The organism is Streptomyces sannanensis (assembly GCF_039536205.1).
GTDB classification, from domain to species: Bacteria; Actinomycetota; Actinomycetes; order Streptomycetales; family Streptomycetaceae; genus Streptomyces; species Streptomyces sannanensis.
In genome coordinates this window covers 66,767-78,956 of the sequence record NZ_BAAAYL010000003.1, presented here as the reverse complement: position 1 = coordinate 78,956, position 12,190 = coordinate 66,767, and the positions used below count along the sequence as shown (strand labels likewise).

General features: G+C 69.5%; 10 protein-coding genes. 8 read left to right on the top strand and 2 right to left on the bottom strand.

What is annotated here, in order from left to right; translation table 11 throughout:
• Positions 1–317: 317 nt before the first annotated feature.
• The 6 genes from ABD858_RS35445 to ABD858_RS35420 all read left to right on the top strand — a co-directional run bounded on the left by ABD858_RS35445 (position 318) and on the right by ABD858_RS35420 (position 7,358).
• Complete coding sequence (locus tag ABD858_RS35445) at positions 318–611, top strand: hypothetical protein (RefSeq protein ID WP_345045459.1); 294 nt, start codon at positions 318–320, stop codon at positions 609–611.
• Complete coding sequence (locus tag ABD858_RS35440; RefSeq protein ID WP_345045551.1) at positions 608–1,471, top strand: class I SAM-dependent methyltransferase; 864 nt, start codon at positions 608–610, stop codon at positions 1,469–1,471. Before ABD858_RS35445 ends, ABD858_RS35440 begins: the two co-directional genes overlap by 4 nt.
• A 92-nt stretch (positions 1,472–1,563) precedes the next feature.
• Entirely contained in the window at positions 1,564–2,907 is a 1,344-nt protein-coding gene (locus ABD858_RS35435; RefSeq protein ID WP_345045464.1) for a UDP-glucose dehydrogenase family protein, read from the top strand.
• On the top strand, positions 2,904–4,259 hold the full coding sequence (locus ABD858_RS35430; RefSeq protein WP_345045467.1) for a putative PEP-binding protein: 1,356 nt from the start codon (positions 2,904–2,906) through the stop codon (positions 4,257–4,259). Before ABD858_RS35435 ends, ABD858_RS35430 begins: the two co-directional genes overlap by 4 nt.
• Before the next feature lie 79 nt (positions 4,260–4,338).
• Positions 4,339–5,769: a Gfo/Idh/MocA family oxidoreductase gene (locus tag ABD858_RS35425; protein WP_345045471.1), complete on the top strand. Its 1,431-nt coding sequence runs from the start codon at positions 4,339–4,341 to the stop codon at positions 5,767–5,769.
• Between the two features lie 32 nt (positions 5,770–5,801).
• The gene (locus ABD858_RS35420) at positions 5,802–7,358 is read left to right on the top strand and encodes a glycosyltransferase family 4 protein (RefSeq protein WP_345045473.1); all 1,557 of its coding nucleotides are present in this window, start codon (positions 5,802–5,804) and stop codon (positions 7,356–7,358) included.
• 118 nt (positions 7,359–7,476) lie between these two features.
• Here ABD858_RS35420 and ABD858_RS35415 read toward each other — a convergent pair whose 3' ends face one another.
• On the bottom strand, positions 7,477–8,787 hold the full coding sequence (locus tag ABD858_RS35415; RefSeq protein ID WP_345045476.1) for a UDP-glucose dehydrogenase family protein: 1,311 nt from the start codon (positions 8,785–8,787) through the stop codon (positions 7,477–7,479).
• A gap of 489 nt (positions 8,788–9,276) precedes the next feature.
• Between ABD858_RS35415 and mobF the strand changes: the two genes are divergently transcribed.
• Positions 9,277–10,203 (top strand): MobF family relaxase, encoded by a 927-nt coding sequence (mobF, locus tag ABD858_RS35410; protein WP_345045478.1) that lies wholly within the window; start codon positions 9,277–9,279, stop codon positions 10,201–10,203.
• 429 nt (positions 10,204–10,632) lie between these two features.
• Here mobF and ABD858_RS35405 read toward each other — a convergent pair whose 3' ends face one another.
• Positions 10,633–10,830, bottom strand: a complete 198-nt coding sequence (locus ABD858_RS35405; protein ID WP_345045480.1) for a hypothetical protein — start codon at positions 10,828–10,830, stop codon at positions 10,633–10,635.
• Between the two features lie 35 nt (positions 10,831–10,865).
• On the opposite strand from ABD858_RS35405, the gene ABD858_RS35400 reads away from it, so the two are divergent.
• Complete coding sequence (locus ABD858_RS35400; RefSeq protein ID WP_345045483.1) at positions 10,866–11,834, top strand: endonuclease/exonuclease/phosphatase family protein; 969 nt, start codon at positions 10,866–10,868, stop codon at positions 11,832–11,834.
• Positions 11,835–12,190: the final 356 nt, after the last annotated feature.

Sequence of the window (12,190 nt, the reverse complement as noted above, 5' to 3'; positions counted from 1 at the left end):
GACCATACCCACCATGGGGGCCCCACGACGGGGTTATCGCCAGCGCATTGCGTGGCTGTACTGGCGGGTGTTCGCGGCCGTGCTGTTCGGGCCTGGCCGGCCTGGCGGTGTCACGGGGCAGGTGTCCGGGCCCGTCGTCATGCGGGCCGGTTCCCCGCGGCGGTCGTACAGCCGGCGGGGAAGGGCGGCCCTTCGGTTCTTCGATCTTGAGGAGCGCCATGTTCAGTGTGTGCACACCAGTCGGTACGCGAGTGCCGGTCGCGGCCGGAGCGGTTGCGCAGCAAGCCGGCTGCCTTGATAGGAGTTCCCTTCGGGTTGTGGTGGTCGGCCAGGGCTACGTAGGCCTCCCCCTGGCGGTGCGCGCCGCTCAGACGGGCCACCGCGTGGTGGGGTTCGACACCGACGCGCGCCGGGCCGAGGCCCTGGCGTGCGGCAGCTCGCCCATCGAGGACGTCGCCGCGGCCGAGTTGGGGCCGCTGCTGCGGGACAGCACCTACCGGCCCACCGCGTCCCCGGACGATCCGGCCGGGTTCGACGCGGCGGTGATCGAACGCCCCGAGTGCAGGGGCCCGTTCCTGACGACCTTTCCGACATCGGAGGTGCCCAGATGAGCTCCACAGTGTGCTCGGGAGACCCGATGGGGGTCGCCGTCCACAGCGACGCGATGTACGCCGACCCCGGGGGGATCTTCGCCTCCTGCGGGCAGCCCTACGTGAAGTTCCGCCGACAGCACGACCCCGTGGTCGTCGACTACCTGACCCACCTCGGCCCCTCACCGGCCCGCGTCCTGGACCTGGGCTGCGGTCCGGGAACCCTTGCCCTGGACCTGGCGGAGCGCGGGATGCGGATCACGGGGGTGGACGCGTCGCAGGAGATGCTGGACGAGGGCCGCAAGTGGGCCGAGCAACGGGGCCTGTCCGAGGCGGTCGAGTGGCGGTGCGTGGACGCCGCCACGGTGGATCACATCGACCGCCTGGGCACCTTCGACGGCGCGGTCATCGCCGACGCCTTCCACTGGCTCGACCGCCAGCGGGTCCTCATGGCCCTCGACAAGGTCGTGCGGCCGGGCGGGTTCGTCGCCGTCGTCGGCTACCGGGCCCCCGGGACACCGAGGGAATGGTGGCACCCGCTGCTGGTCAAGCTGCGTGAGAAGCACCTCGGCGCGGCGGACCTCGCGGGCCCGAGCACCCCGTACGTCCGCCTCGAGGTGGGACACGAGGCTGTGGTGCGCGCGTCGCCGTTTTGCCGCGTGGCCGTGCTGAGGGCCGACTACCGGCGCGCGTACACGCTGGACGAACTCGTGGGCCTGCAACACACCTTCGCCTACTCGTCGGCGGCAACCCTCGGCGAGAGGCAGGAGGCGTTCGAGGCCGACCTGCGATCGACGCTGAGCACCGTGCAGCCCAGCGGGCTGTTCACCACCACCTTGCAGGCCGCGGTGATCGTGGGGCGTCGCCCCGAATCCCGCTGACCACCGCTCGTCACCGGCCGCCTCGACGGCGGCGGCCTCCCATCCACCACAGGACCCGCCCAGGTAGGCGGGCCGGGACTCCCGGAGGACTCATGAAGATCACCGTCGTCGGATGCGGCCGACTGGGCACCCCCTACACCGTCGCGCTGGCCGAGGTGGGACACGACGTCGTGGGCATGGAGATCAACCCGGAGGCGCTCGCGGCGCTCCAGGACGGCCGATGCCCGTTCGACGAGCCCGGCGTGACCGACTACATCCGCAAGAACGTCGATGCGGGCCGGCTGCGGTTCACCGACTCCTTCGACGAGGCGGTCGCCCACGGTGAGCTGTTCTTCCTCGCCGTGCCGACACCGCAGAAGCCCGACGGCGCGACGATGGACGTCACGGCCGTCGGGGACGGCATCCAGCAGATCGCCCGACGGCTGACCCGCGACGTCGTCCTCATCGGGAAGTCGACCGTTCCGGTCGGTACCGCGCAGCGGATGGCCGCCCTGGCCGCCGACGTCACGCCGCCGGGTGTGCAGGCGCTGATCGGGTGGAGCCCGGACTTCCTGCGCGAGGCCCTGTCCATGGAGACGACGCTGCGCCCGGCCCGGCTCGTGCTCGGCACCTCGCCCAAGGACCGTGAGGCAGTCGAGGCGGTCGCTCGTCGGGCGTGGGCCCCTTTCCTGGATGCCGGGGTCGACCTGCTGGTCACCGACTTCGTCACTGCGGACCTGACGAAGGCGGCGGCCAACGCCTTCCTGTCGACGAAGATCTCTTTCGTCAACCTCGTGGACGACATGTGCCGGGCCACCGGTGCGGACATGGCTGTCGTCTCCCGCTCCCTGGGTCTGGACCCCCGCATCGGCGGGTTCGGGTTGACGCCGGGCCTCGGGTGGGGCGGCTCCTGCCTGGGCAAGGACATCCGTGCCTTCGCCGACCGGGCAGAGGAACTCGGAGCCCGCGCGACGTCCCGGTTCCTCTCGCTCGTCGACGAGGTCAACACCGCCCGCCGGGCCATGGCCGTCGACCACGCGCGCGCCGTGCTCGGGGACCTGGCCGACGCGACGGTCGCGGTGTGGGGCGCCAGCTTCAAGCCCGGGGTGGGCGACATCAGCGACTCGCCCGCCCTTGACGTGGCTGTGCGGCTGCACCGGGCCGGAGCGAAGGTGCGCATCTACGACCCGAGCGTCAACGCCCTGGTCGGCCGACTCCATCCCGATCTCACGGTGGTGGACACCGCGCAGGGCGCCGCTGAAGGGGCCGATTTGCTCATGGTCCTGACGGACTGGCAGGAGTTCAGCAACCTCGATCCTGCCGCGCTCACCGCTCACGCCGAGCCCCGTACGGTCATCGACGCCCGCCGCTGTCTGGACCCGCAGCGCTGGCGGGAGGCCGGCTGGAGCCACGAGCTCCTCGGCCACGTCCGCCCCGCGCTCGGAGCTGGCCGATGACCAAGAGCAACCCGCCCCTCGCGCTCGGAAGATCCACTGTTCACCACGGTGTTGGCGGCACCCGCGGCTTCGTCGTGGCCCCGGTGCGGCACCTGCACGCCCAGGTCCGGCCGCCCGCCAAGGGGCCCCACATTCTGATCGCCCGCGACCTGACACCCGCAGACACGGCGGCATTTGACCTGAGCGAGATCGCCGCGTTCTGCACGAGCGCCGGAGGCCCGACCTCCCACGCCGTGCAGGTCGCCTACAGCCTGGGCATCCCCACCGTGGTTGCCGCCGGGGACGGGGTGCTGGCCGTGCCCGGGGGGCAGATGTGCGCCCTTGACGGCGACACCGGCATCCTCTACGCCGGATTGGCCGGCAGCGACCTGGACGCCGCGACCGCCTACCGGGACCGCGCCCTCGCACAGGCCCGAGCCCGAGCCCGCGCCGCCGCCGGGACCCCACCGGTCACCCTCACCGCAACGATCATGCGCCCGTCTCAGGCCGCCGAGCTGCGCGCGGCCGGCGCCCACGGCATCGGCCTCCTCGCCACCGAGCTGCTGTTCCTCGGCCACGAACAAGACCTCACCGACGAGAACCAGCACTACCGGGCCTACCGCGAGATCGCCCGTGCCGTCGAAGACGCGCCCGTGACGCTGCGCACGCTGGACATCGGCGGCGACAAGGACATGCCGGCGCTGAACCTGCCCCGCGAGGCCAACCCCTTCCTCGGGATGCGGGGCCTGCGCCTGAGTCTGCGCCGACCAGACCTGTTCCTGCCGCAACTGCGGGCGGCCTACCGTGCCGCCCGCGACGACGGGGCCCGCTTGCGCCTGATGTTCCCGATGGTGACCCGCGTCGAGGAGTTCACCCAGGCCGCGCAGACAGCACGAGAGGTCCAAGCCGAGCTGGCGGCCCCCCACCTCCCCCTGGGAGTGATGGTCGAGGTCCCGGCCTGCGCCCTGGCCGCCGACCAATTCATCGAGCACGTCGACTTCCTCAGCATCGGCACCAACGACCTCGCCCAGTACCTCTTGGCGACCTCACGCACCAATCCGGCCCTTGCCCACGACATCAACCCCCTGCACGTCGCCGTCACCCGCACCGTGCGGTCGGTGGCCAAGACCGGCTCCGCGGGCGGCGTTGCCGTGTCCGCATGCGGGGCACTGGCCGGCGACCCTGTGGGCGCCGTCGTCCTGGCGGCCCTGGGCGTTACCGCCCTCACGGTCGCCCTGCCCCACCTCCCCGACGTGCGCGACGCACTGTGCCGGGCCGACGCATCCAGCCTGCGCACGATCCGCGACCACGCGCTCGACACCGGCGGCAGCCGGCACCTGCGGGGCCTCGTCACCACGCTGCTCGACCTCTGAACACACCGCCCCGCCTCCCGCCCCACTCCCCACCCGCGCCCGCCGCCACCCGTACGGCGGGCCCCGAAGGGACCACACCATGTCCTCACGCCCACTGCGACCGATCAGCATCCTGCTCGTCGGCGGCTGCGGCCACTGGGCCGCAGCCGAGAACCACATACCGGCCATCCTCACCCTCAAAAAGCACGGCTTCCCCGTCCGCGTGGCCGCCATCTGCGACCCCCGCGACCCCTACGACCCCTCGCTCCTGGGGCACATGCCCCACCTGAACTCCGTCGTGACGCAGGACCGCCCCGCGTGGGTCCAACCCCAGCCGGGCGAGCCGACCGAAACACTGGAGCGTCGACTGCAGCAGGCCCACCGCGAAGACCACTTCGACATGGTCGTCGTCGCCTGCGACCCCATCGCCCACTTCCCCTACCTGAAGTGGGCAACGGACCAGGGCATCCACGTCCTGTGCGACAAGCCGATCATCTGCGTCGAGGACGCCGCCTTCAACCCCGACCGCGCCGCCGAGATCCGCCGCCGGTTCGACACGCTGCTCCACGCCCACCGCGCGCAGCCCGACCACCTGTTCGCGGTGCCCCTGCGGCGACGCGCCAACGACGCCTTCATACGCGTCGGCGCGCTGATCCGGGATCTCCACGACACCCATAAGCAGTCCCTGACCATGGGCCACATCGACGTCTTTGGCGGCCACTTCCGCCTGCCCGAGGAGTACGCGCTCGGCAACGCGCACGGCTACAGGCACGGCGTGGGCGCGCTGTCCTTCTCCAGCTACCACTACCTCGACGAGATGACCCGCTACCTCCTGCTCGCCCCCGGCCAGATCACCGGCCTGCGCCTGACCCTTCAGTACGTCCGCCGTGTCGGTGACCACCTGGCGACCGGACTCAACGACGTCCTCGGCACGCTCCTGCGGCCCCTGTCCGAGGCTGAGCTCCCCGCTGTGGAACTCACCGACCGCATCGCCCTGGCCGAGATGGACTTCGCTTTCACCGTGGAACTACTCAACTCCCAACAGCAGTCCCTCGGAGTCCTCACCTACAGCTTCACCACCAACTCCTGCTCCAACCGCAGCGTGGGTGTGCTGGCCCTCGACGCTAAGGGCGCCGTCGCCTACCGCGAGAAGGGGCGAATGTCGCAGTACGTCATGGACCTGCACCAGGGCAACCTTCAGCACCTGCGCCTGACCAAGAACGACGCGGCCGGCGAGGCGTACCAAATCCGTCTGGAGCACCGACGCAACCCGCTCGTCGGCGGCACGGGACGACTGGAGACCGTCTACGAGGACGCCCACGACAACAGCGGCGTCACCCCCCGGGACATCACCACGGCCTTCATCACGATGGCCGCCAGCGGCACCCCAGAGCCGACCGTCACCGACAAGATCGCCTTCCTCGACGGACAGGTCCTCACCCACCGTGTGTTCGCCGCCATGTATGAGCTGATCGCGGCCCACCACCACGACGCGCGCCCCTGCCCGTCGGTCCTCGTCGAAATGCCCTGACGCGCAGCACATCCACAAACAAGGAGGCCACCATGAACGCGCAAGGCACCGTGGACCACGGCATCCTCTTCTACCCCCGCGGGGGATCGTCCCTGGTCGTGAAGTACCTGACGGAACAGCTCCGCGCCCAAGGGCGCCCCTCTCGGGTCTTCGCAGGATCACTCGGCGCCCCCGGGGTCACCTCGCACGCGGGGTCCTTCTACGATCCGGCCCACCTGATCGCCTCCGACTACAGCCCTGCCGCCGCCGCCCACACCGCCGGCCGGGACCCCCTGGAGGAACCCGTTCCCCTGCACCCCTCCTACGAGGACCGCACCGACGCGCCGGACCGGGTCTTCTCCGCGGTGTCACCCCGCACCAACACACTCATCGAGGACTACTGGACGAGACAGTTCGCCGCACACGACGCCGGCACGGGCGGCCTGCTCCACCTGCACCACCTCACACCCCAGCACGCCGCCGCCCACCGCCTCGGCCGCACCGTCGTCACAACCCTCCACGGCACCGACCTGAAGTTCCTCCACGCCGCGCAGCGCCGCATGCGCCTGGCCGCCGACCACGGCCTGACCGTCGCCAAACTCGGTCACCGCTTCCGGACGAACCCACGCGCACTGCTCTCCCGCATCGGTCAGCGCGCCGAACCGGCCGCACGCAACGCCGAGGATCTGTTTTGCGACCGATGGGACAACTGGATCCAGGCCGGCTTCTGGACCAGAACCCTGCGGGAACACGCCCACCGCAGCGAGCGCATCGTCGTCATCTCCGAGCAGGACCGCGTCCTCGCACAGACACTCCTACACATCCCCGACAATCGACTCGAAATCATTCCCAACGGGGTTGACATCACCCGCTTCCGGCCCGGCCCCACCCTCAGTGACACCGACAAGCGCACCCTCCTGCACCGCTGGCTGGTTAAGGACCCGCAGGGGTGGCTTCCCCACCACGGCCCCGGCACCATCGCCTACTCGCCCTCCGACATCGACCACATGCTCCGCGACAGTGACGGCCAACGGCGCCCCCTGCTGCTGTGGATGGGCCGCTTCCTGCGCTTCAAGCACCTGGACCTACTCCTCAACAGCTTCGCCGCCCTCCGAGAGAGCGCACCAATCCGCCCAGTCCTCCTCGTCTTGGGCGGCTATCCCGGCGAGTGGGAGGGCGAGCACCCGCACACCCTGGCCAGCCGCCTGGGCATCACCGACGACGTGTACTTCGCCGGATGGCACCCCCACAGCGACCTAGTCGACGGCCTGAACGCATGCGACCTGTTCACGGCCCCTTCCGTGAACGAACCCTTCGGGCTGGTCTACCTGGAGGCGATGGCCTCCGGAATCCCCGTCGTCGCCTCGGCCAGCGGCGGCCCCCTCGGCTTCGTCCGACCCGGCGGCCCCCGGCCCACCGGGTGGCTACCCGCCCCTGGCAATGCGGACGACCTGCACGCCACTTTGCTGAGCGCCCTCACCCACCCTGAGGAGATCGCACGCCGGGGACGCAACGCCCGCGACTTCGTCGTGCAGCACTACAGCTGGACCACCATCGCCGAACGGTATGCGCAGATGTACGACCGCGTCCTGGCAAGCGCCCACGCATAGAGACCACGGCCGGAGTACGTCGCTGGGCCGGGTCCGTCGAGATCTCGACAGACCCGGCCCAGCGACGTACTCCGGCCCCGCTCGGCAACCGCTCACGATCGCCGGACGGGCCGGAAGGTCACGCCGTGCCGCGTACTGTCCTTCGGCCCACGCTCATGTAAGTGAAGCCGAGCGAGCCCATCCGCTGCGGGTCGAGCAGATTACGTCCGTCGAAGATCAGCGGGCGAGCCATCGCGGCCGCCGCCCGGTCCCAGGAGACATCCCGCAGCTCCGGCCAGTCCGTCACGATGATCACCGCGTCCGCGCCGGTCATGGCTTCCACAGGCGTGGCATAGCGAGTGGTCGACGACCACGGAACGGTATCGAGCGGGCGGGCGAGTGGATCCCAGCAGCGGACCGCAGCACCCTCGGCCAGGAGCCGGGAGGCGAGGATCGTGCTCGGGGCCTCGCGCACGTCATCCGTTCCCGGCTTGAACGCGATGCCCAACAAAGCGACGGTCCGGTCATGGAGAAAGCCGTCCAGCTCGTCCTTCAACCGCTGGACCGCCCGCCGCGGCTGGAGGTCGTTCACCTCGATCACGGAGCTGAGCATCTGGAACGAGTACCCGGAATTGCTGGCCATGGCCCGCAACGCCCGGGAATCCTTGGGAAAGCAGCTGCCGCCCCACCCCACACCAGGTCTCATGTAGTGCGGCCCGAGCCGGTGGTCGAGGCCCACCGCACGAACGACGTGCTCAACGTCGGCGCCCGTCGCCTCACAGACCGTCGCGATCTCATTAGTAAAACTGATCTTTGTGGCCAGGAGTGCGTTGGCGGCCAGCTTCACCATTTCCGCCGACGGAATGTCCATCTCGACGACCGGTCCGTCCACACCCTCGTGCAGCTGCGCGACCAGCTTCGCGATCTCGGGATCATCGGCGCCGATCACCACTCGATCCGGGTGCATGAAGTCCCGCACCGCCTGTCCCTCGGCGGTGAACTCGGGGTTCGAGGCGTACCCGACGTGCTGGAGTCCCGCCCGGTCCATCGCAGCCCTGACCCGCGCACCGGTACCCACGGGAACCGTGCTCTTGACCACCACGGCGGCCAGATGACGGGCCCCGCGCAATGCGTCGATGACCTGGAAAATCCTGGACAGGTCGGCGTCCCCGGACGGTGTCGAAGGGGTGTCCACACACACGTACACGACGTCCGCATCCCGGACGGCTTCCTCGGCGTCGAGGGTGAACGTCAGGCGGTCGGTGTTCTCCGCGACCAACTCGCCCAACCCGTCCTCATGGATTGGGACACCGCCGTTGTGGAGAATGTCGATGCGCTCCTTTTGAATGTCACGAACGACGACCTTATGCCCCAGCTTGGCGAAGCAGGCGCCGGTCACGAGGCCGATGTAGCCCGCACCGAAAACAGCGATTCGGCGTTTCTCCAGCATTGGTCCGTTCACCCTTCTGGCGTCGAGACGCCCTGCCCCTCAGCCCCATCCGACCATAGAGCACGCTGTGAGCGTGTTTGTTGGGCCTGTGTCGTGGCTGGGGTGTGACGGGGCAGTCCCCAGCAGCGTGTGTTGCACTTCCGCGTTCAAGTGCTTACGTCGTAAGCTCTCGCGCCACGGAGCCCTCCCCACCCGAGGTGTAGAGCCGAGCTGGGAAGGGGGTGTTTACGACATAAGCACCCCCTTCCGCCATTGACGGGGAGTCGTCTGCTGTCGGTTGTTGGGTGTTGAGGCGTGGGTGGCCGGCTGCCGCGCAGCATTTGCATGGCCCTCTGTAGGGGCAGCGGGTGCGAAAGGCGTTGTTCGCCGGGCGGGCGTGACGTCGCCGCTGGTGCCCGCCGTGCGGGATCGGCCGTGAAGTTCTGGTGAACCCTCCCGCCCCACGGGATCGCTCTTTTTCGCAGGTCAGAGCCGGTTTTCCCTGTGGGGATGATTAGCGTTGCGAAGGTCCAGAGGCGTAACGCCTGGCGGTACTACGTGCGTGGGGTGGCCTTCGGGGACGGTCGCCGTCCGGCCCGCACGCCGATGAAGGACGCCCAGGAGCAGGCCGGGCTCCCGCCTGGGGTGTGGATGGGGCGCGGCCTGCCTGCCCTCGGGTTCACCGCCGGGCAGACGGTGACGCAGCGACAGATGGAGCTGCTGTTCGGGCAGGGTCGGCACCCGGATGCCGACCGCATCGAGCGCGAGCTTCTGGACGACGGCGCCGACCTGGAGACGGCGCGGCTGGCCACGGTCCTCGGGCAGCCGATCGAGGACATCGAGAAGCGGAAGCAGATCCCGCTGCTCGCGCTCGACTTCGTGTTCCGCCCGCAGGCATCCCTGATCGTCCTGTGGGCGCTGGGAGACGAGAAGACGTGCCGGGTCATCGAGCAGGCGCACGAACGGGCCATCGCCACTGTGCTGCAGTGGCTGGAGGATGAGGTCGCGGAGACCCGGTGGTCCTCCGGCCGCGAGCGTGCAAAGACGCCGACCCTGGCCGTCGCGGCGTACCGGCACTTCGACAACAGAGACGGTTTCCCTCTACTCCATGACCACTGCCTGATCCTGAACCGGGTGCAGCGCCTGGACGACGACGGAGAGCCTGTGTGGGGCGCCCTCGACACCCGCCGCCTGTACCAGCACGTCGTGGCGGCCGGGACGCTCTACACCCTCACGATGACGACCGAGGTGTGTGAAGAGCTGGGCCTGGCGACCGTGCCCCGGGAGGTGACGCCGGGCCTGCGACCGTCCCGTGTCTGTGGTCCGTCAGGTCACACGGCCGGGAGTTCGGCGTCGAACCAGGTGATGAAGGTGAGCGCGGAGCCACCGAAGTGCTTGCGGACCCGGGTCTGGACCCTGTCTGTCAGTCTCGTGTGAGACGCGGAGTTCGTGGCCGGGAACGAGGTCGTGGGCGGTGGTCTCGCCGCAGCCACACGTGCAGTCGCGAATGTGGAAAGGGGGTTACTCTTCCGGCGGCCGCCGAGCCGGGCAACCACTTCACCCCGACGTCCTTGCGGCCATCCTCAACGACCTCGGCATCCCCACCACCGCCGGCCGCACCGCCGCGATCCGACAGCACGTCCTGGAGATGCCCGCCCCGGTCGTCGCGGAGGCTCTGAGCTATCACCGGGTTACCACGGCCAAGCTGGCCTCCGAAGCCGGAGGCACCTGGAGCCGATACGCCTCTGGCAACCACTGGTGCTCACCACCAGGCTGGACCCCACGGAGGACTACCTGAACCTGCCGTCGGCCCTGAATGGATCGTGAGGCTGGTCCGCCGTTTCAGCGCGAGCAGACTGCCCGGGCCTACTCAAGGAGCAGCCGCACCAACTGGTCCAGCTCTTCGGCATACGGGGACTCGGCGAGGGCCTGGCGCACTGTCTGCCGGAGCTTCACGAAGTTCTTCGACTCGTCCAGGCCGAGCTCGGCGATCTCCCGCGGTCGGGTGAATCTGGAGGCGCGTTCCGGCCTGGGACTGGGCTGTCTGGATTGCGGCCGAAACACTGGTCGCACCCTAGTCGACGATGTGGGGAGTAGCGGTGAGCATCATCGGGACGTGGAACCTGGAGAACTTCTGTCGGCCGCTGCCACCGGGCAGCCCACCCTCCACCACCAAGTGTGCAGCCAAGGACGACGCCGCCTACGAGGACAAGGTCGACGCCCTGGGCGGGGTGATCACCGAGATCGGGCCGGACTTGCTCGGGGTGCAGGAGGTTGGCAGCCAGGAAACCCTGGAGGACCTGGTGAAGAAGCTGACGGGAACCTGGCACACCGCCATCTCGGACCACCCCGACGGTCGCGGCATCCGGGTGGGCGTCATCAGCCGCTGGCCCCTGCTCGACATCCAGCAGCGCGTCAACTTCCCCGCCCACCTCGGCGCGGTCCAGGTCGAGGACGACGCCAGCACCATCCACGAGATGGGCCGCGGCGGCCTGGCCGTCCGCGTAGAGCCGGCCCCCGGCAAGAGTCTCCACGTGGCCGTGTGCCACCTCAAATCGAAGCTGTTGACCTTCCCCGGCAACCAGCACAGCACCCACGACGAAGGCCTGCGCGCCCGCTACGCCGCCTACGCCCTCTTCCGCCGCAGCGCCGAAGCCGTCACCATGCGCGCCCTGGCCGACGAGCTGCTCCAGGGCGAGGGCACCAACCGCGATGTCATCGTGCTGGGCGACTTCAACGACGACTGGCAGGCTGCCACCACCCAAATCCTCTACGGCCCGCCCGGTTCGCAGATCGGCACCGGCGGCTTCGACCACCCCGACCAGGGCGACGCCAAACGGCTGTGGAATCTCGCCCCGCGCATCCTCGAACAAGGCGGCTACTCCCGCGTCTTCGAAGGCCAGCACGAGCTCATCGACCACATCCTCATCAGCCACTCCCTGTTGGGCAAGCTTCAGGAAGTCCACACCGCAACCAACAAGCTGCCGTCCGTCGTGGCCACGCACCCGGCCGCGCCGCACGACAAGCCGTCCGACCACTCGCCCGTGGTGGCCACGTTCAACCTCTAGCCAGCCTTCGGGGAGATCGACCTGGGCGCGGCCGATCCGCTCGACGCTGCTCGCAAGGCCCTGGCGATTCAGCGCGACACCGCGTCCTGGGTCACTGTCTTCACTGTCCACGGTGACACGCAGACGGTCACCGTCGACCTGGATCCGTCCTGCGGCGGAGTTCCGCATGTCGTTCTTACCGCCTGACGAACCCCCGCGCCCCGGTACGGCCCCGCGCCGCACCGGGGCGCAAGGGTGGGCTGACACCTGCTGGGTCCGGCCAGGAGCGGGAGGTGGAGGAAGTCTCGGACCGACGGGAGCGCATCGGGGGTCATCGGATCCGCTCCTTACTGCCGGCCGGATGCGGCGACGCTGGC

Coding starts and splice junctions, on each gene's coding strand:
- ABD858_RS35435 (WP_345045464.1), top strand. CDS start 1,564: ATGAAGATCACCGTCGTCGGATGCGGCCGACTGGGCACCCCCTACACC.
- ABD858_RS35430 (WP_345045467.1), top strand. CDS start 2,904: ATGACCAAGAGCAACCCGCCCCTCGCGCTCGGAAGATCCACTGTTCAC.
- ABD858_RS35420 (WP_345045473.1), top strand. CDS start 5,802: ATGAACGCGCAAGGCACCGTGGACCACGGCATCCTCTTCTACCCCCGC.
- ABD858_RS35415 (WP_345045476.1), bottom strand. CDS start 8,787: ATGCTGGAGAAACGCCGAATCGCTGTTTTCGGTGCGGGCTACATCGGC.
- mobF (WP_345045478.1), top strand. CDS start 9,277: ATGATTAGCGTTGCGAAGGTCCAGAGGCGTAACGCCTGGCGGTACTAC.
- ABD858_RS35440 (WP_345045551.1), top strand. CDS start 608: ATGAGCTCCACAGTGTGCTCGGGAGACCCGATGGGGGTCGCCGTCCAC.
- ABD858_RS35425 (WP_345045471.1), top strand. CDS start 4,339: ATGTCCTCACGCCCACTGCGACCGATCAGCATCCTGCTCGTCGGCGGC.